This window comes from Pseudomonas sp. GW460-12-10-14-TSB1, from assembly GCF_017349775.1.
Lineage (GTDB): Bacteria > Pseudomonadota > Gammaproteobacteria > Pseudomonadales > Pseudomonadaceae > Aquipseudomonas > Aquipseudomonas piscium.
In genome coordinates, this window is the sequence record NZ_JACNAC010000029.1 from 1 (window position 1) to 17,942 (window position 17,942).

Consider the following 17,942-nt stretch of genomic DNA (forward strand, 5'->3'; position numbering starts at 1 on the left):
GAGTGTCGTCGCCGTAGGTGGCCAGGATGCTGGCCGGCATGGCCATCGCCATGAAGATCACCAGGCTGCTGTAGGTGATCATCAGGTGGAACGGCAACACCAGCACGCCCACCGCGTTGTGCCCGTCGAGCCAGGAGCGCTGGCCCTTGCGGGGGCGGAAGGTGAAGAAGTCCTTGAAGATTTTCTTGTGGGTGATGATGCCGCTGATCAAGGCGACGAACATCACCATAGCCGCCGCGGTGGACAACCAGCGGCCCCACGGATGAGGCATCTGCAACTGGAAGTGGAAGCGGTAGAAGAACTCGCCGCCGCGGGTGTCGCGGGCCTGCAGCTCGGCGCCGGTGGCCGGGTCCAGCAGCTTCTGGGTGAAAGCGCCGCGCTCGCCGGGCTTGCCCGGAAACTGCCACATCACCGACAGGCCCGGCTCACGGGCATCGGGCAGGTTGATGAACCAGCGCGAGGCGCCCTGGGCGTGCTGCTGCAGGTAGCTCTGGGCGAGGATCACACTGGTTTCGTTGCTGACCGAGCGCGACGGCACTTCGGGTTGCATCCAGTGGCTGATTTCGTCCTTGAAGTAGGCCAGGGTGCCGGTCAGGAAAATCGCCAGCAGCAGCCAGCCGAATACCAGTCCGGCCCAGGTGTGCAACCAGGCCATGGACTGGCGAAATCCCTCCTTCATGAGAGATTCATCCAGTACGCCAACGCGCAAATCGCCGCCAGCACCAGCGCCGGCAGCAGCAACCCGAACCAGGCCTGCCAGGCCGTGCGGCAGGCAAAACACCAGAGCACCGCCACCAGATAGAACAGGAAGGACGCCATCATGCTGCCGAACACCGCATCGGCGCGGGAGATGGGGAGCAACAGGGTCATGCAGACGCTGGACAACGCCGCCAGCAGGTAACCGCCGAACACCGCGGCCAGCACCCGCGACGTCACGGCCAGACGATAGGAAGAGGGAATCGCAGCAACTTTGCTTTTCATGTTTCGACCTTGAAACCAGGACCGCCCGGCGCAGGAAATACCCCACCCGGACTCAAGTCGGCGCAATATTAATGATAAATATTCTCATGTGCAAAAAATCACTGACCCGCCGCGGGATCTTCCGCCGGTCCGGGTTGATTGCCCAATGCCATGCCGGGCCACTACAATGCGAACAATTCTTGTTCTCTTAAGCATTTTCATGCTGCCGGAGCGTTCGGCTTGGCTCACTCCTCTACCGTCGAAGTCCTCTATCACGCCCATCACAGCTGGTTGAACAGCTGGTTGCGGCGTCGGCTCGGCTGCCCCGACAGCGCCGCCGACCTGGCCCAGGACACCTTCATGCGGGTGCTCAGCGCCCGGGAAACGCCGTCGATCGTCGAGCCACGGGCGTTCCTCACCACCATCGCCAAGCGGGTGCTGTACAACCACTACCGGCGCCAGGACCTGGAACGGGCCTACCTCGAGACGCTGGCGCAGATGCCGGAACTGCTGGCGCCATCCGAGGAGGACAAGGCGATCATCCTGCAGACCCTGCTGGAGCTGGACCAGTTGCTCGACGGTTTGCCGCGCCTGGTGAAACACGCGTTCCTGCTGGCCCAGGTCGATGGCCTGAAACACGGCGAGATCGCCCGCGAACTGGGGATATCCATCGCCACGGTCAAGCGCCACCTGCACAAGGCAGCCCTGCGCTGCTACTTCGCCCTGTGAACCACGCCATGAACCCAACCCTATGAACGCCGCCCTTCCCCGCCCGCCGGACATCGGCGCCCAGGTCGCCGAACAGGCCGTGCACTGGCTGATCGAAATGCAGGCGGGGCCGCTCAGCCCACGCCAGCAACTGGCCTGGCAGCAGTGGCACGACGCCCACAGCGAACATCAGCGCGCCTGGGAGCATATCCAGCGGGTCAATTCGCGGCTGCGCGGCCTGTCTTCGCCCCTGGCCCATGCCGCGCTCAACGCGCCGAAGTCCTCCAGCCGGCGCCAGGCGCTGAAACTGCTGCTGATTCTCGGCGCCGGTTCCGCTGCGGCCTGGGGCTTGCGCGAACACAATCCGCTGCCCCCGCTGATGGCCGACTACCGCAGCCCGGTGGGCCAGCGGCGCAAACTGCAACTGAGCGATGGCAGCCAGTTGCAGCTCAATACCGACAGCGCGGTGGACGTGAGTTTCGACGGCCAGCAACGGCTGATCCGGCTATTGGCCGGGGAGATTCTGCTGACCACTGCGGCTGACAGCCGGCCGCTGCTGATACAGAGCGCCCAGGGTGTTTTACGCCCGCAAGGCGTACGGCTGAACCTGCGCCAGTTCAGCCAGCGCACCCAGCTGGCGGTGTTCGAAGGCAACGTCAGCCTCAGCCCGTCGGATTATTCGGGAACGCCGTTGCTGGTAAACAAGGGACAACAATTGAGCTTCACCCGCAGCACCTGGGAAAACCCGCGGTCGCTGGACGCCGGCAGCGGCGCCTGGAGCGAGGGCATGCTGGTGGCCGCCCATATGCGCCTGGCGGACTTCCTCGACGAGTTGGGGCGCTACCGTCGCGGCCAGCTCAACTGCGATCCACGGGTCGCCGACCTGCTGATCTCCGGCAGTTATCCACTGGACGACAGCGAACGGATTCTCGACCTGCTGGAAATCAGCCTGCCGGTGAAGGTCAGGCGCTTCACCCGTTATTGGGTCACGGTCGAGGCCCGCGCCTGACGGCGCCGATTCAATGTTTTTTCCCCAACGCCAGTTTTTTTCATTTTGTGTGAGCCGTTTTCCAGCACTCGCGTGACAGAGAAGGAAAGCCCCCTTGACTGCAACCTTCTCAGGATCGATGTCCATGCCCCAGCATCCCACCCGCCTTACGCCCCTTGCCCGTACCCTGCGCCAGTTGCTGCTGGGCGCCAGCCTGAGCTTGGCCGCCCTGCCGCTGGCCATGGCCGCCGACGGCCCGGCGCGTGACTATCACATCGCGGCATCGTCGCTGGAAAACGCCCTGAACCAGTTCGGCCGTGAAGCCGGGGTGCTGATTTCCTTCGGCTCCCAGGTCGCCAGCGGCGTGCAGAGCCAGGGCCTGGAAGGCAGCTACACCACCGAAGAGGGTCTGAATGCCTTGCTCAAGGGCACCGGCCTGCAGGCCCGCGCCGAAGGCGGCAATGCCTTCAGCCTGCAACCGATAAGCGCCGAGGGCGCACCGGCGGCCCTGGAGCTGGGCGCGTCCAGCGTGGTCGGCGACTGGCTGGGCGATGCGGCGCAGACCAATGTATTCGAACACCCGGGTGCCCGTGACGTGATCCGCCGCGAAGAATTCGAACGCCAGGGCGCGACCCAGGCCCGCGATGTGCTCAACCGCATTCCCGGGGTCAACGCCCCGGAAAACAACGGCACCGGCAGCCACGACATGGCGCTGAACTTCGGCATTCGCGGGCTCAACCCGCGCCTGGCCTCGCGCTCCACGGTGCTGATGGATGGCATTCCAGTGCCCTTCGCGCCCTATGGCCAGCCGCAGCTGTCCTTCGCCCCGGTCAGCATGGGCAACATGGACGCCGTGGACGTGGTACGTGGCGGTGGCGCCGTGCGCTACGGGCCGCAGAACGTCGGCGGTATCGTCAACTTCGTGACCCGCGCCATCCCCGACGCGCCCACGGTCAAGGGCGGCTTCCAGACCGAGACCAGCCCGTCCTCCAGCCACGACGGCTTCAAGACCACCGGCAACCTGCTGGCCGGCGGCACCGCCGACAACGGCCTGGGCGGCGCCCTGCTGTACTCCGGCACCCGTGGCGGCGACTGGCGCGAACACAGCGACACGCAGATCGACGACCTGATCCTCAAGGGCCACTACCAGCTCGACGACGCCAACAGCTTCAACGCCATGGCCCAGTACTACGAGGGCGAGGCGGACATGCCCGGTGGCCTCAACGTTGCCGACTACAAGGCCGACCCGTATCAGTCGACCCGCCCGTACGACAAGTTCTGGGGCCGCCGTACGCTGATCAACTTCGGCTACCGCTACCAGGAAGATCGCCGCGAATTCACCGTCAACAGCTTCTTCACCAAGACCCTGCGCAGCGGCTACCTGGACCAGGGCAGCTTCCTTTCGCTGTCGCCACGCGAATACTGGGTGCGCGGCGTCGAAACCCGCTTCGCCCAGGGCTTCGACCTCGGGCCGACCAGCCATGAGCTGGGCATCGGCTACCGCTACATCAACGAAGCCGGGCACGAGTTGCGCTACCGCACGCCGATCAGCGCCAACCAGCAACTTCCGAACACCAGCAGCCGCAACGACCGCGATACCCGCGGCGGCACCGAGGCCAATGCGTTCTTCGTCGACGACCGCATCGACATCGGCAAGTGGACCCTCACCCCGGGCATCCGCTACGAGATGATCGAGTCCCAGCAGACCAACAATCTGACCAACGTCAAATACAAGGGCGACTACAACACCGCGCTGCCGGCGCTGAACGTGATGTACCACCTGACCGACAGCTGGAACCTCTACGCCAACACCGAGGGTTCGTTCGGCAGCGTGCAGTACAGCCAGATGCCCAACCGCGTGAGCAGCGGCGAAGTGAAACCGGAGAAGGCCCGCACCTGGGAAGTGGGTACCCGCTATGACGACGGCAGCCTGCGGGCGGAGATCGGCGCGTTCCTGATCAACTTTGACAACCAGTACGACAGCAACCAGACCAACGACTCGGTGATCGCCCGGGGCGAAACCCGTCACCAGGGCATCGAGACCAGCGTCAATTACGCGCTGGACGGCCTGAGCCCGGCGCTGGCCGGTTTCGATGTGTATGCCACCTACGCCTACGTCGACGCCACCATTCGGGAAGACGGGCCGAACAAGGGCAACCGCGTGCCGTTCTCGTCCAAGCACAAGGGCACCCTCGGCATCGGCTACACCGAAGGCCCGTGGAAGCTGAACTTCGACAGCAGCTACCAGAGCAGCCAGTTCGCCGACAACGCCAACACCTCCGCCGAAAGCGCCGACGGCAGCACCGGGCGGATTCCCGGCTATATGCTGTTCAGCAGCCGCGCCGCCTACGACTTCGGCCCGCAACTGTCGGACCTCAACGTAGCGGTCGGGGTGAAGAACATCTTCAACCACCAGTACTTCACCCGCTCGTTCGACGACAACAACAAAGGCAAATACGTGGGCGAACCACGGACCTTGTACGTACAGACCTCTGTGGCATTCTGATCCACGGCCATCGCCAGCAACGCGCCTTGCCCCGCGTCTGTAGGAGCGGCCGGTCGACGCTCGATTGCCCGCGATGCAGACGCCGCGGTGTGTCAGTCCGAACGCCATCGCGAGCAAGTCGGATCGCCGCCCGTTCGCTCCTACAGAAACGCGGCACAAAAAAAGGGCCTGCATTTGCAGGCCCTTTTTGTTGAGTACTTCTTTGTGGAGTGTTTCAGCCGTCAGCTATTGAGCGCGGCCTGTTCGTTTTCCAGGAATTCCTCTTCAAGCAAGGCGTCGGCCTGACCGGCGCGGGCGCTTGGCGCTGCCGCGGCGCGCTTGTTGCGCAACCGGCCGAACAGGTGTTCCAGGGAATTCTCCAGCTTGGTGGCCGCTCCTTCGATGGCCAGTTCCAGGGATTCGGCTTTATGGGTCACGGAAATCGGTTGATGGCCTTTTGGCCGCGCCTCCAGTTGGCAGCGCAAATCGTGGGGACCGGGCTTGTCGCCGTTCTCGTCCCGCAGATGAACCTCGACTCGGGTCAGGTCCTCCTCGTAGCGTTCGAGCGTGCTCTCAATGGTAGTACGTACCCACTCCTCCAGTCGGATGCTGCTTTGAATATGGTTATCGCTATTGACCTGGATTTGCATAGTTCTTCCCTTATTTCAGCTAGCTCGCGAGAGGAACCGCGTGCCCCTGAGGGCGTACTTTTTGCGGCCTCTTGCTTACAGAGTTGGGCAGAGCGCAGAACAATTCAACCCCTTAAAAAAGATAAATATCTATTCGCAAATAAAGCCGGACAAAGCGCAAAAGCGCTGTTAATGTCGGGAGTTGGGTCGCCCCACTCCCCTGTCCTTTCTGCTTACCCGTGCCCCCCTCCCAGCGGGTGCAAACCGCGAAATATCTCCGCCTCTTCCACCAGCCAGTCGTGCACCGCGCGCACGCCCGGATGGCTCAGCGCGCCCGGCGCATACAGCAGCACATAACGCTTGTGATTGGGCACCGCGAGGCCAAACGGCACGATCAGGGTGCCGCGTTCCAGTTCATCGTTGAGCAGGGTACGTCGGGCAATCGCCACCCCCATCCCGGCAGTCGCCGCCTCGATGGTCAGGTGGTTGCGGTTGAAGGTGTGCCCGCGCCGCACATCCGCGCCCTCGAAGCCGATGGCATTGAGATAGAACTCCCACTCCGCGTACTCATAGCTGCCGCGCCAGGCGGTGATGTCGTGCAGCAACGGGAAATGCACCAGGTCCGCCGGACCGTGCAGCGGCGGCCGTCCGCGCAACAGGCCCGGGGCACAGACCGGGAAGATCTGCTCGTCCAGCAGGGCTGTGGATAACAACCCCGGATAACTGCCGTCGTTAAGGTCGATGGCCAGGTCGAAATCGCCTTCATGCAAGGCCACGCTGCTGTCCTCGGCCACCAGCCGCAGCTGAATGTCCGGAAAACGCTGCTGCAGCCTGGGCAAACGCGGGGTCAGCCACTTGCCGAGAAACGACGGGATCGAGCGCAGGCGCAAGGTCCCGCTGATCATTCCGGCATCCAGCCGGCGCAGTTCGGCGTCGATGCTGCCATAGGCCTCGTTCACCGTGATCGCCAGCCGCTGCCCTTCGGCGCTCAGTTCCACCCCACGGGCGCGCCGGTGAAACAGGCGAAAGCCGAGCCGCTCTTCCAGCAGGCGGATCTGCTGGCTGACCGCCCCCGGGGTGATGTGCAGTTCTTCCGCGCAACGGGTGAACGACAAGTGCCGCGCGGCACAGGAAAACACATGCAGCCAGACGTAGGTCTGGGCATGAAACTGACGACTCATCGTTTAGTCCTGCTAAAGGCTGTCTTAGGAAAATTCGTTGGTCAGTATTGACCGAGCTAGGCAGTATCGCCGACCTAACGCTCGGCCTACAAAAAATGGCAGCGATTTCTCTTCCATTGCTTGTAAGGCTTTAGCATGGCTATCAGTGTTTTCGATCTCTTCAAAGTCGGTATCGGCCCGTCCAGCTCCCACACCGTCGGCCCGATGCGCGCCGCCGCGACCTTCGCCCAGGGGCTGTTCGAGCAAGGGTTGCAGGCGCAGGTGCAGCGGGTGGAAATCCGCCTGTACGGCTCGCTGTCCGCCACCGGCGTCGGCCATGCCACCGACCGCGCCTGCGTCATGGGCCTGATGGGCGAATGGCCCGACAGCATCGACCCAAGCAGCATCGGCCCGCGCATCCAGCAACTGCGCGAAAGCGGCGAGCTGAGCCTGGGCGGGCGCTCGAGCATCGCCTTCGACTGGCAGCGCGACCTGCTGCTGCTCGACGAAAGCCTGCCCTACCACCCCAATGCCATGTCACTGTCGGCCTTCGCCGCGGACGGCCCGTTGTGGCAGCAGACCTACTACTCGGTGGGCGGCGGTTTTATCGTCGAAGAAGCCGAAGTGACCGAAGGTGCCCCGGCGGCCAACAGCGTCGAGCTGCCCTACGACTTCAACAGCGCCGTGGAACTCCTGGCCCTGTGCCAACGGCACCAGTTGCGGGTCTCGGAACTGATGATGGCCAACGAACGGGCCTGGCGCAGCGATGCCGAAATCCGCAGCGGCCTGCTGCACATCTGGTCGGTGATGCGCGAATGCGTCGAGCAGGGCCTGCGCCACGAAGGCACCCTGCCCGGCGGCCTGGATGTGCCGCGCCGCGCGGCCAAGCTGCACCGCAACCTGCTGGAAATCGGCAAGCCCAACGTCATCAGCTCGACCCTGTCGGCCATGGAGTGGGTCAACCTGTTCGCCCTGGCGGTGAACGAGGAAAACGCCGCCGGCGGACGCATGGTCACCGCACCGACCAACGGCGCGGCGGGGATCATCCCGGCAGTGCTGCATTACTACATGAAGTTCAACCCCGAAGCGTCGGACGACGACGTGATCGACTTCTTCCTCGGCGCCGCCGCAGTGGGCATCCTCTGCAAGAAAAACGCCTCGATCTCCGGCGCCGAAGTCGGCTGCCAGGGCGAGGTGGGCTCGGCCTGCGCGATGGCTGCGGCGGGCCTGGCCGAGGTGCTCGGGGCCACGCCGGAACAGCTGGAAAACGCCGCCGAAATCGGCCTGGAACATAACCTCGGCCTGACCTGCGACCCGGTCGGCGGCCTGGTGCAGGTGCCCTGCATCGAGCGCAACGCAATCGCCGCGGTGAAGGCGATCAACGCCACCCAGATGGCCCTGCGCGGCGACGGCAAACACTTCATTTCCCTGGACCGGGTGATCCGCACCATGCGCGATACCGGCGCCGACATGCACGACAAATACAAAGAAACTTCACGGGGCGGCCTGGCCGTGAGTTGGGTGGAATGCTGATCAGCCTCCCCCAGGCCGTATGAAAACTACTGCGCTCGACAATACTGCGTTAAAAACAGGCTCGGAATGCTCATTTAGGTGCCTAAACTCCGCTTCCTCGCCTGTTTTTGCCTTGTCTTGTCTTCGCTCGCTACGTTTTCAAACGGCCTGACTGTCCGCCCCACGTGAGCCCGAGCAAAAATAATAACGAGGCAATACCGATGACCGATGTACGAACACCCGCTGCCGAAAACCCCGCTGTAGAGACTGCCCGCGACACCACGACCACCAGCCAGGGCTGGAGCAAACACGACACCACCTGGATGCTCGGCCTGTACGGCACCGCCATCGGCGCCGGTACCCTGTTCCTGCCGATCAACGCCGGGGTCGGCGGCTTCTGGCCGCTGATCGTGCTGGCACTGCTGGCCTTCCCGATGACCTTCTTCGCCCACCGCGGGCTGACCCGCTTCGTCCTGTCCGGGCGCTCCGGCGACATCACCGAGGTGGTGGAAGAACACTTCGGCATCGGCGCCGGCAAGCTGATCACCCTGCTCTACTTCTTCGCCATCTTCCCGATCCTGCTGGTGTACAGCGTGGCGCTGACCAACACCCTGGGTAGCTTCATGGAACACCAGCTGCACATGACGCCACCGCCGCGGGCGATCCTGTCCCTGGTGCTGATCCTCGGCCTGATGGCCATCGTGCGTTGCGGCCAGGGCGTGATCGTGCGGGCCATGAGCGTGCTGGTCTATCCCTTTGTCGCCGCGCTGTTGTTGCTGGCCCTCAGCCTGATCCCGAACTGGAACGGTGCCTTCTTCGCTTCGGCCAATGACGGCATGTCCATGCCGCTGTTCCTCAAGACCCTATGGCTGGCGATCCCGGTGATGGTGTTCTCGTTCAACCACTCGCCGATCATCTCGGCCTTCGCCGTCGACCAGAAGCGCCACTACGGTGCCCAGGCCGAACGCAAGAGCAGCGGCATCCTCGCCGTGGCCCACGGCATGATGGTGCTGACGGTGATGTTCTTCTGCTTCAGCTGCGTGCTGGCCCTGTCGCCCGCCGACCTGGCCGCGGCCAAGGCGCAGAACATCTCGATCCTGTCGTACCTGGCCAACCACTTCCAGACCCCGGTGATCGCCTACGCGGCGCCACTGATCGCACTGGTGGCGATCACCAAATCCTTCCTCGGCCACTACATCGGCGCCAGCGAAGGTTTCCAGGGGCTGATCGTGAAAAGCCTGCGCAGCCGTGGCCGGAGCCTGTCGTCGCGCTGGCTGGAGCGTTGCACCGCGCTGTTCATGGTCCTGACCTGCTGGGCCGTGGCCACCTTCAACCCGAGCATCCTCGGCATGATCGAAACCCTGGGTGGGCCGGTGATCGCCTGCCTGTTGTTCCTGATGCCGATGTACGCGATCCGGCGGGTGCCGTCGCTGCGCCAGTACTCGGGGCAGCTGTCGAATCTGTTCGTGGTGCTGATCGGCCTGATCGCACTGTCAGCGATCATTTATTCGTTCATGCCCTGAAACGGGTAGCCAAAGAAAAACGGACCATTTGGTCCGTTTTTTTTCGCCCCCGGGTTTATTGGTCGGCGGTTTTCCCGGCATGCCCTTTGCTTTGCAAGACCTGAGGAATACGGACGTTAACAAACCTCAGCGAACGGCCTGCCAGTGGTCTGGACATGCGAACTAATCCCGATCCCGGCCGGTCAATGACTGCACGATCCAATCAAGCGGTGACGCACATGGACAACCCCTTTCAGCTGATTACCGATGCCTTCGCCCCGGAATACCGGGTCAACCTGAGCATCCAGGGCCTGGACGGCAGCATCATGCTGACCCTGTCCAAGGCCGGCCGGGTCGTGGCCAAACGCATGATCAGCGCCGAGCAGCGCAACGATCCGCAGCGACTCAAACGCCTGGTGCAAAGCATTCAGTTCGGCATCGCCATCGAGCAGGGCCACAGCGCCGTGGCCATCCTCGAAGCCATGACCAACAGCGACAGCTTCAAGCTGCCGCTGCCGACCGCCAAGGGCCGGCCCGCTAACCGGCCGCCCCTGACCCTGGCGATTTAAAGCTCGCCCTTCTCGACTTCAGGGTGCTCGCTGGAACCCGCGCCGACCTTGCGTTGCGGGTGTTCGATCTTCACCGACGGGAACTGCGACGAGGCATAGCGCACCACCAGGATGGAGAAGGCCAGCAGCAGGATGCCGCCACACAGGTAGATGATCCCCAGGTCCGGCGGGTTGTGGTGCGACACGTTGGAGATCAGCAGGCGGGTCAGCGCAGTGATCGCCACGTAGATCAGGAAGCGCACCGGCATGTGGTTGGTCTTGAAGTAGATGCCGACCATGGCGCCCAGTTCGAGGTAGATGAACAGCAGGAGAATGTCATCGATCTTGATATGACCTTCTTCGAGCATCCCGAGAAATTCCATCACCGCCGCCCAGGCCGTCACCGCGCCGATGGCGAACAGCGCCAGGTAGTGAAAGGTCTCGACGAACAGGTTGCCCAGGGACTCGGCCAACTGATGGACGTTCTGCCGCAGTTTCTCGGCCCAATTGATTTTCACGATGGTTTTTCCTTAGGTCGACTCGACCGGATGATGCGGGTTGGACGTGACGGTTGTTCTGCATGCAGAAAAAAGGCCAGCGTCTGGGGAATGAGATGGCGGCCGGGGTCGACTGGACACTTCTGTGGTGCTCTCAAGGGCGTCTTCGCGGGCAAGCCTCGCTCCTACAGAAGCACACGCGTCTGCTTGCCCGAGGTGGGATCGAGGCGGATCACCTGACAAACCCTGAAACCCGGCTAGATTAAAAAGCCACTATTCAAAGCAGCAGGATTCGCTTATCCTGCGTGCTGTATATAAATACAGTAGTAGCAAAGACCCATTATCGTGAAGGCATGTGAGGTGGTGAATGGCCGTCGAAGTGGTATACCGCAGCAGCCGAGATCTGGAGCGCTTGTTCATGGATAAAGCCGAAGCTGACCGTCATGACAAAATGCTCGAACTGGCTGAATTGCTGGCGCAAGTGTTGCAAAAAGCTGTGCCGTCCCTGAGCGAGCAGCAGGTGGAAGAGGCCGGGATCTACATGGCGAAGAACCGCGATGTGTTCGCCAAGGCCTTCAAGAGCCAGCCGGACGCCCTGTCCGAACTGCTCAGCGCGCCGGTTGCGGCGGCCGAGCCAGAGGCTCCGCTGGCAGCGCCCGAAGCCGCTGAACCCGCAGCACCGGCCAAGCCCGCCAAGGCGAGCAAAGCCGCCAAGTAAGCAGGCTCGAATTGAACAGGCCCTGAGTCTTTGGCTCAGGGCCTTTTTCATGCCTGTGGAAAACTAAAGCTCGGGTTGCTCCAGCGCTTCGACCAACGCCTTGAAAAACCGTGCCGCCTCGCCACCGGTGACCACCCGATGATCGAAGGTCAGGGACAGCGGCAGCAGCGGATGCACCGCCACCGCGCCGTTCACGGCCACCGGCTCGTCGCGGATCACCCCGGCGGCGAGGATCGCCACTTGCGGCGGCACCACCACCGGGTTGGCATAACGGCCGAACAGGGTGCCGAAGTTGGACAGGGTCAGGGTCGCGCCCATCATCTCCTTGGGCGGGATCGAGCGTGCCTGCACATCGGCGCGCAAGCGCGTCACCCCTGCCTTGAGATCCGCCGCGTCGCGCTGGCCGACATTGCGCAGCACAGGCACGAACAAGCCATCGGGAGTGTCCACGGCGATGCCCAGGTCGAGGTGCTGGTGCTGCTTGATCGACAGGGTCTTGCCGTCGAACGCGCTGTTGAGCGCCGGCTCCACCGCACAGGCCGCCGCCAGCGCCTTGGCCAGGCGGATCAGCGGGTCGCGGGCCTGGCCCCAGCGGTGCAGGTCGGCATCGCCGTAAATCGTCACCGGCACCACCTCGGCATGGGAGCGGGCCATGTTCAGCGCCATGCTGCGGCGTACCCCGCGCAGCCGGTCGCCGCCGAACCGCTCGCGTTCCTGCTGCGCGGCGCTTTCCACATCGCTGCGGGTGACCAGCCCGTCCTTGGCCGAACCGCTCAAGGCATTCACGTCCACGCCCAGTTGCCGGGCCAGTTGGCGCACCGCTGGCGTGGCACGGGCCGCCATGTGTTCGCGGGTCGAGGGCGCGGCACCGACAAAAAACCGGTCTTCCTGACTGGCCCCGCCACCTTCGAGGCGCCCGACCACGGTGCCGGCATCTGCCTCGCCTTCGTAACCGAGCAAGGGTTCGCCGACATGCAGGATGTCACCCGGCGCGCCGTAGGTTTTCGCCACCACGCCGTCATAGGGCGCGGGGATGTCCACCAGGGCCTTGGCGGTTTCCACCGACACCAGCAACTGATCGGCCTTGACCACATCGCCAGCCCTGACGTGCCATTCGACGATCTCCGCTTCCTGCAGGCCTTCGCCCAGATCGGGCAGTTTGAAATATTTCATCGCAGCCTCCTCAGGCGAAGTTCAGGGTGCTGTCGCAGGCGTGAAGAATGTCTTCGACGCCGGGGATGTACAGCGACTCCAGGCGATACAGCGGCGGTGGAATGTCCGGCGCGGTGACCCGCAGGATCGGCGCCTGCAATTCCAGCAACGCCCGCTCGTAGAGGCTGGCGGCGATTTCCGCGCCGACGCCGCAGGTGCGCGGCGCCTCGTGCACGATCACGCAGCGCCCGGTCTTGCGCACCGAGGCTTCCAGGGTGTCGAGGTCCAGCGGCTTGATGCAGGCGACGTCGATCACCTCCGCCGACACGCCCTGCTCGGCCAGCGCGCTGGCAGCCTGCAGGGTCTCGACGATGCTCGCGCCCCAACTGACCAGGGTGATGTCGCTGCCTTCGCGCAGGGTGAAACAACTGTCCAGCGGCAGGCGCTTGCCGTCGTCCACCAGCGGTTGCGGGTTCATGCGGTAGAGCCGGGTCGGCTCGAGGAACAGCACTGGGTCGGGATCGTCGATGGCCGCCAGCAGCAGGCCGTAGGCCCGCGCCGGCGAGGACGGCACCAGCACCCGCAGCCCCGGGATATGGGCGAACAGCGCCTCGGTGCTTTCGCTGTGGTGCTCCGGCGCGCGAATGCCCGCGCCCATAGGTGTGCGCAGCACCATCGGGCAGGTGATGCGCCCGCGGGTGCGGTTGCGCATGCGGCTGGCATGGGACACCAGGTGCTCCATGGTCGCGTAGATAAACCCCATGAACTGGATTTCCACCACCGGCTTCAGGCCTTGGGCGGCCATGCCGATCACCAGGCCGCCGAGCATGGTTTCCGCCAGTGGCGAGTCGATCACCCGCTTGAAGCCGAAACTGTCGCGCAGCCCCAGGGTGGCGCGGAACACCCCACCGTTCACCCCCACGTCCTCACCCAGGACAATCACGTTCTCGTCCTCGGCCATGGCCCGGTGCAGCGCCAGGTTCACCGCTTCCAGCAGGCTGAATGTGCCGTTACTCATGGTCCCTACCTCCCGCACGCCGTGCCAGCCGTTCGAGGAACATCTCGCGCTGTTCGGCCAGGGCCGCCGGCCACTGTGCGTAGACATGGTCCAGTATCGACTCGGGGGCCTGGGTGCCCGCCGCCTCGAAGTTATCCACAGCACGCTGCACCAGCGCCTGGCATTCCACCATCAGCGCCTGCTCGCGGTTTCCCTCCCAGACGCCCTGCCCGACCATGAAGCGTTGCAGGCGTTTGATCGGCTCTTCCAGCCAGGCCTGCTTGACCTCATCCGCGGCGCGATAGCGCGTGGAATCGTCGGCGGTGGTGTGGTCGCCCAGGCGATAGCTCAGGCATTCCAGCAGCACCGGTCCCTTGCCATGCCGGGCACGCTCCAGGGCCACCTGCACCCGGTCGTACACCGCGAGCATGTCGTTGCCATCGACCTGTTCGCCGTGGAAGCCGGCGCCGATGGCCTTCTGCGCCAGGGTCGGCGCGCCGCACTGGATACGCCGTGGCACCGAGATCGCCCACTGGTTGTTGTTGACCACGAATACCACCGGCAACTGCCAGGTGCCCGCCACGTTGAGGGCCTCGAGGAAGTCGCCCTTGCTGGTGGCGCCGTCGCCACAGGTGGTCACCACCACCCGATGCTCGCCACGGATCTTGAACGCACTGGCCACGCCGCAGGCATGCAGGGCCTGGGTGGCGATCGGCACACAGATCGGGAAATCCTCGGCCACCGCCGGGTCGACGAAATCGCTGCCGCGCTCGTCGCCGCCCCAGTACAGCAGGATCTCCTCCATGCGCACCCCGCGCATCAGCTGCACGGCGGTGTCGCGGTAATAGGGCACCAGCACGTCTTCGGGTCGCATCAGGCTGCCAATGGCCACGCCAATGGCTTCCTGGCCGAGGGTCGGCGCGTAGGTACCGATGCGTCCGGTGCGTTGCAGGGCCACGGCTTTCTGGTCGAACAGGCGGGTCAGGACCATCTGCCGGTAGAGCCGGGTCAGCAGATTGAAGTCGTCGGCCCAGGCCGGCAGGTCGCCGAGCAACTGGCCGTCCGGGGACAAATAGCGGGTATAGGGAAGTGCAACCTTGTGAGGCATCACATGGCTCCTGGCACGCCGGGTCAGCGTGCAGTTGTTGCGCCTCGCGCTTGTGGCGCGGGGCCTACAGGACGCAATGGCCGGGTAAGGCCTTCGCCCCTAGCGGTACAGCACGCGCTCCGCCAAGTCGTCGGCCACCCGCGCCGGGGAGCGCTTTTCAGCCTGGGCGTGGGCGAAGACTTCGGTGAGCCGCTGGCTGATCTTCGACAGGTGGGCGGTGATGGTCGCCAGGTCTTCACCGCGATGCTTGAGCGAAACGTAGATCAGCCCGCCGGCGTTGATCACGTAATCCGGCGCGTAGAGGATGCCGCGGTTTTCCAGCTGGTCGGCGACCTGCAGATTGGTCAACTGGTTGTTGGCCGAGCCGGCCACCGCCGAGCAGCGCAGTTGCGCCACGCTGTGGCTGTTGAGCACGCCGCCCAGCCCGCAGGGCGCGAGGATGTCGCACGGCGTGCTGAGCAAGGCTTCGTTGGCGATCGGGTGGGCGCCCAGTTGCTCCATGGCCAGTTGCACCTTGCCGGAATCGATGTCGCTGACCAGCAACTCGGCACCCGCGGCATGCAGTTGTTCGGCGAGGGCGAAACCGACATTGCCCAGGCCCTGGATAGCGACCCGCAAGCCTTCGAGGTTGTCGCTGCCGAGGCGGGCCATGGCGGTGGCGCGAATGCCGGCGAACACGCCCATGGCGGCATGCGGTGCCGGGTCGCCGGAGGCGGTGGTGCTGGTGACGTGCTGGGTGGTTTGCGCGATGCAGTCCATGTCGGCGACCGAGGTGCCGCTGTCGATGGCGGTGATGTAGCGGCCATCGAGTTGCTCGACGCAACGGCCGAAGGCTTCGAACAGCGCGGCGCGGCTTTCGACATGGGGCGGACGGATGATGACGGCCTTGCCGCCGCCATGGGGCAAGCCGGCCAGGGCGGCCTTGTAGCTCATGCCCTGGGCCAGGCGCACGGCATCGACCACGGCACTTTCGTCGTCGGGGTAGGCAAGGTAACGACAGCCTCCCAGGGCAGGCCCCAGGCGGCTGCTATGAATGGCAATCACCGCCTTCAACCCGGTGGCCGAGTCAACGCTCAGGTGCAGCGATTCAAGGCGAGTGCTTTGCATGAGAGCGAACATCGTCGGGCTCCCGAATCACTTCTTGTAGTCGCCAGTATAGGCTTGTGCATGAAAATTGCTGGAGTGCGCGGGAATAAGCCGGACACCTTTTCAGGCTTTAGGAAATAACCTGCTACGGCATGTGTGCGGCACTGGACGAACGCCCGCGACGGGGCTAAAACGAGGCATTCGCCGGAGATTTCGATGAACCCGCGTCAAGCTTTTTTCGCCTGCCTGCAACAATCCCCGCCCGCCCTTTTCGAGGCGGCGCTGTGGATCGCCGCCGAGCACGACAAAGAGGTGTCGACCGAGCAGTTGCTGCAGGATTTCAAGGAGCTGCAACAGCGGGTCAGCTCCGGCTTGCCGCTGCTGCCGGTCAGCGAACTGGGCCAGCCGCTGCTGCGGCGCATGAACGACCTGGGCTTCCAGCAGGACGAGTTCCTGCCGCTGCGCCCGCAGGCGGCGCTGCTGGACAAGGTGCTGCACACCCGGCGCGGGCAACCGCTGGCGTTGGGGCTGATCGCCCTGGAGCTGGCGCGGCGCCTGGAAATCCCCATGGTCGGGGTCAACTTCCCCGGGCACTTTCTACTGCGCGTCCCCGGTGCCGATCACCTGCTCGATCCCTGCGGCGGGCGCCGCCTGTACCCCAACGACTGCCGTGAGCTGCTGGAGCGCCAGTACGGGCCGAACATCAAGCTGGCCGCCGAGCACCTGGCCACGGCCAGCCCGCAGCAGATGCTCCAGCGCCTGTCGCGCAACCTGCGCCAGTTGCACCTGAGCCACGACGACCACCTCAATGCCCTGATCGATGCCGAGCGGGTCCTGGAACTGGGCAACGGCAGCGCCTCCGACTACCTGGCCCGCGCCAGCCTCTACCAGCACCTGGACTGCCCCAACGCCGAACGCTTCGACCTGGAGCACGCCCTGCTGCTCAGCGAAGACCCGATCCAGCGCCTGCGCCTGACCGAACGCCTGGGGCACCTGCCGCCCAACAGCATCGTCCACTGATGGGTCGCTCTGCCTCCCATGCCACAATGCCCGGCGACGACTCTCCGTTTGCTTCAAGGATGAACAGCATGAACAGCGCCGAACGCTTTCTTCAGGACTTTCACCAGCGTCGCCCCGGCACCACACCGCCGGCCTTTTCCGGACTGAGCCTGCCAGGGCGCGGTTCATCCTACGAGATGCTGGCGGCCACGCTCGCCACCGCTCAGCCTCCCGCACGGGTGCTGGACCTTGGCTGCGGCGACGGTTTCCTGCTGGATCTGCTGGCCAGGGAGTATCCCGAAGCCCGGTTGATTGGCGTGGACATGAGCGCAACCGAACTGCAGGCAGCACACACCCGCCTCGCGAACCGCAGCGTGCTGCTCAATGAGCGGGCCCAGTGCCTGTCGATTGCCACCGGCAGCGTCGATGCCGTGGTATCGCACCTGGCCCTGATGCTGATGAGCGATATCGAACAGGTGCTGGAGGAGATCCATCGGGTCCTGGCCAAGGGCGGACAACTCTCGGCCATCGTTGGCCGGGCCTTTCTGTTGGGCGAGCCGGGCCAGCGCTACTTGCAGGCCTTGCGCGCCGCCGCCCGACGCGACCAGCTCCGTCCCCTGCCCCTGGTGGATCCCCGTACTCAGTCACAGAGTGGATGGCGGGCACTGTTGGGCCACCGCTTCACCTCACTGCAATTCGAGGAACTGGACCTTGAGTGGACGCCCACCTTCGAGGAGCTCTGGGACTCGTTGGGAGAAACCTACGACCTGGATCGCCTGACACCGGCCAATCGCGCATTGATGAAGAGCGAACTGCGCACGGCCACACGCCCCTTGCTACGGGCGGACGGCACGCTGCTGACCGGCTGAGGACTGCTGCTGATCCAGGCCAGG

The 17,942-nt window shown here is 64.4% G+C and carries 17 protein-coding genes and 1 pseudogene; 9 read left to right on the forward strand and 9 right to left on the reverse strand.

Translation table 11 applies throughout. From position 1 onward, the window contains the following. Window positions 1-679 (reverse strand): PepSY domain-containing protein (locus J4D52_RS17500; protein ID WP_207272144.1); only part of this gene is annotated, 679 nt, incomplete at its 3' end. Further along, the gene (locus J4D52_RS17505; RefSeq protein WP_063428436.1) at window positions 676-981 is read right to left on the reverse strand and encodes a DUF3649 domain-containing protein; all 306 of its coding nucleotides are present in this window, start codon (window positions 979-981) and stop codon (window positions 676-678) included. The genes J4D52_RS17505 and J4D52_RS17500, both read right to left, overlap by 4 nt. Window positions 982-1,200: 219 nt before the next feature. Between J4D52_RS17505 and J4D52_RS17510 the strand changes: the two genes are divergently transcribed. From J4D52_RS17510 to fecA, 3 genes are all read left to right on the forward strand, one after another. Continuing rightward, window positions 1,201-1,689 carry a sigma-70 family RNA polymerase sigma factor gene (locus tag J4D52_RS17510; protein ID WP_063428434.1) on the forward strand — a complete coding sequence of 163 codons (489 nt, stop codon included), beginning with the start codon at window positions 1,201-1,203 and terminating at the stop codon, window positions 1,687-1,689. A gap of 22 nt (window positions 1,690-1,711) precedes the next feature. Next, window positions 1,712-2,677 carry a FecR domain-containing protein gene (locus tag J4D52_RS17515; RefSeq protein ID WP_063428432.1) on the forward strand — a complete coding sequence of 322 codons (966 nt, stop codon included), beginning with the start codon at window positions 1,712-1,714 and terminating at the stop codon, window positions 2,675-2,677. Window positions 2,678-2,801: 124 nt separating this feature from the next. Then, the gene (gene fecA / locus J4D52_RS17520; protein WP_102677218.1) at window positions 2,802-5,162 is read left to right on the forward strand and encodes a TonB-dependent Fe(3+) dicitrate receptor FecA; all 2,361 of its coding nucleotides are present in this window, start codon (window positions 2,802-2,804) and stop codon (window positions 5,160-5,162) included. Between the two features lie 221 nt (window positions 5,163-5,383). On the opposite strand, the gene J4D52_RS17525 is transcribed toward fecA, so the two are convergent. Then, the gene (locus J4D52_RS17525) at window positions 5,384-5,791 is read right to left on the reverse strand and encodes an HPF/RaiA family ribosome-associated protein (protein WP_009047054.1); all 408 of its coding nucleotides are present in this window, start codon (window positions 5,789-5,791) and stop codon (window positions 5,384-5,386) included. Window positions 5,792-6,003: 212 nt separating this feature from the next. Next, window positions 6,004-6,951, reverse strand: coding sequence for a LysR substrate-binding domain-containing protein (locus tag J4D52_RS17530; RefSeq protein WP_007932401.1), 948 nt, complete (start codon window positions 6,949-6,951; stop codon window positions 6,004-6,006). Between the two features lie 135 nt (window positions 6,952-7,086). On the opposite strand from J4D52_RS17530, the gene J4D52_RS17535 reads away from it, so the two are divergent. The 3 genes from J4D52_RS17535 to J4D52_RS17545 all read left to right on the forward strand — a co-directional run bounded on the left by J4D52_RS17535 (window position 7,087) and on the right by J4D52_RS17545 (window position 10,513). Further along, entirely contained in the window at window positions 7,087-8,463 is a 1,377-nt protein-coding gene (locus J4D52_RS17535) for an L-serine ammonia-lyase (RefSeq protein ID WP_102677217.1), read from the forward strand. A 200-nt stretch (window positions 8,464-8,663) separates the two neighbouring features. Beyond that, entirely contained in the window at window positions 8,664-9,965 is a 1,302-nt protein-coding gene (locus J4D52_RS17540) for a serine/threonine transporter (protein WP_102677216.1), read from the forward strand. A 218-nt stretch (window positions 9,966-10,183) separates the two neighbouring features. Then, window positions 10,184-10,513, forward strand: a complete 330-nt coding sequence (locus J4D52_RS17545) for a DUF3509 domain-containing protein (RefSeq protein ID WP_063428423.1) — start codon at window positions 10,184-10,186, stop codon at window positions 10,511-10,513. Here the strand turns inward: J4D52_RS17545 and J4D52_RS17550 are convergent. Beyond that, window positions 10,510-11,010 carry a phosphate-starvation-inducible protein PsiE gene (locus J4D52_RS17550; protein ID WP_009042237.1) on the reverse strand — a complete coding sequence of 167 codons (501 nt, stop codon included), beginning with the start codon at window positions 11,008-11,010 and terminating at the stop codon, window positions 10,510-10,512. The genes J4D52_RS17545 and J4D52_RS17550 overlap by 4 nt on opposite strands. Window positions 11,011-11,356: 346 nt before the next feature. Here J4D52_RS17550 and J4D52_RS17555 point away from each other — a divergent pair. After that, a pseudogene (locus tag J4D52_RS17555) lies at window positions 11,357-11,614 on the forward strand (YebG family protein); the annotation flags it as partial. Between the two features lie 156 nt (window positions 11,615-11,770). Here the strand turns inward: J4D52_RS17555 and J4D52_RS17560 are convergent. From J4D52_RS17560 to J4D52_RS17575, 4 genes are all read right to left on the reverse strand, one after another. After that, complete coding sequence (locus tag J4D52_RS17560) at window positions 11,771-12,880, reverse strand: dihydrolipoamide acetyltransferase family protein (RefSeq protein WP_063428422.1); 1,110 nt, start codon at window positions 12,878-12,880, stop codon at window positions 11,771-11,773. A gap of 10 nt (window positions 12,881-12,890) precedes the next feature. Further along, window positions 12,891-13,877 carry an alpha-ketoacid dehydrogenase subunit beta gene (locus J4D52_RS17565; protein WP_063428420.1) on the reverse strand — a complete coding sequence of 329 codons (987 nt, stop codon included), beginning with the start codon at window positions 13,875-13,877 and terminating at the stop codon, window positions 12,891-12,893. After that, complete coding sequence (gene pdhA / locus J4D52_RS17570) at window positions 13,870-14,964, reverse strand: pyruvate dehydrogenase (acetyl-transferring) E1 component subunit alpha (RefSeq protein ID WP_063428418.1); 1,095 nt, start codon at window positions 14,962-14,964, stop codon at window positions 13,870-13,872. The genes J4D52_RS17565 and pdhA overlap by 8 nt, the downstream gene beginning before the upstream one ends. A gap of 99 nt (window positions 14,965-15,063) precedes the next feature. Continuing rightward, window positions 15,064-16,083: a Glu/Leu/Phe/Val dehydrogenase dimerization domain-containing protein gene (locus tag J4D52_RS17575; protein ID WP_025806470.1), complete on the reverse strand. Its 1,020-nt coding sequence runs from the start codon at window positions 16,081-16,083 to the stop codon at window positions 15,064-15,066. A gap of 183 nt (window positions 16,084-16,266) precedes the next feature. Between J4D52_RS17575 and J4D52_RS17580 the strand changes: the two genes are divergently transcribed. Both J4D52_RS17580 and J4D52_RS17585 read left to right on the forward strand, forming a co-directional pair. Then, complete coding sequence (locus tag J4D52_RS17580) at window positions 16,267-17,070, forward strand: SirB1 family protein (RefSeq protein WP_025806469.1); 804 nt, start codon at window positions 16,267-16,269, stop codon at window positions 17,068-17,070. Window positions 17,071-17,138: 68 nt separating this feature from the next. Continuing rightward, entirely contained in the window at window positions 17,139-17,918 is a 780-nt protein-coding gene (locus J4D52_RS17585) for a class I SAM-dependent methyltransferase (protein ID WP_173678553.1), read from the forward strand. Window positions 17,919-17,942 lie beyond the last annotated feature (24 nt).

What these genes read in the sequence shown, in the direction of transcription:
- J4D52_RS17505 (WP_063428436.1), bottom strand. Translation starts at nt 981, where the DNA reads ATGAAAAGCAAAGTTGCTGCGATTCCCTCTTCCTATCGTCTGGCCGTG.
- J4D52_RS17515 (WP_063428432.1), top strand. Translation starts at nt 1,712, where the DNA reads ATGAACGCCGCCCTTCCCCGCCCGCCGGACATCGGCGCCCAGGTCGCC.
- fecA (WP_102677218.1), top strand. Translation starts at nt 2,802, where the DNA reads ATGCCCCAGCATCCCACCCGCCTTACGCCCCTTGCCCGTACCCTGCGC.
- J4D52_RS17525 (WP_009047054.1), bottom strand. Translation starts at nt 5,791, where the DNA reads ATGCAAATCCAGGTCAATAGCGATAACCATATTCAAAGCAGCATCCGA.
- J4D52_RS17530 (WP_007932401.1), bottom strand. Translation starts at nt 6,951, where the DNA reads ATGAGTCGTCAGTTTCATGCCCAGACCTACGTCTGGCTGCATGTGTTT.
- J4D52_RS17535 (WP_102677217.1), top strand. Translation starts at nt 7,087, where the DNA reads ATGGCTATCAGTGTTTTCGATCTCTTCAAAGTCGGTATCGGCCCGTCC.
- J4D52_RS17540 (WP_102677216.1), top strand. Translation starts at nt 8,664, where the DNA reads ATGACCGATGTACGAACACCCGCTGCCGAAAACCCCGCTGTAGAGACT.
- J4D52_RS17545 (WP_063428423.1), top strand. Translation starts at nt 10,184, where the DNA reads ATGGACAACCCCTTTCAGCTGATTACCGATGCCTTCGCCCCGGAATAC.
- J4D52_RS17560 (WP_063428422.1), bottom strand. Translation starts at nt 12,880, where the DNA reads ATGAAATATTTCAAACTGCCCGATCTGGGCGAAGGCCTGCAGGAAGCG.
- J4D52_RS17565 (WP_063428420.1), bottom strand. Translation starts at nt 13,877, where the DNA reads ATGAGTAACGGCACATTCAGCCTGCTGGAAGCGGTGAACCTGGCGCTG.
- pdhA (WP_063428418.1), bottom strand. Translation starts at nt 14,964, where the DNA reads ATGCCTCACAAGGTTGCACTTCCCTATACCCGCTATTTGTCCCCGGAC.
- J4D52_RS17575 (WP_025806470.1), bottom strand. Translation starts at nt 16,083, where the DNA reads ATGTTCGCTCTCATGCAAAGCACTCGCCTTGAATCGCTGCACCTGAGC.
- J4D52_RS17580 (WP_025806469.1), top strand. Translation starts at nt 16,267, where the DNA reads ATGAACCCGCGTCAAGCTTTTTTCGCCTGCCTGCAACAATCCCCGCCC.
- J4D52_RS17585 (WP_173678553.1), top strand. Translation starts at nt 17,139, where the DNA reads ATGAACAGCGCCGAACGCTTTCTTCAGGACTTTCACCAGCGTCGCCCC.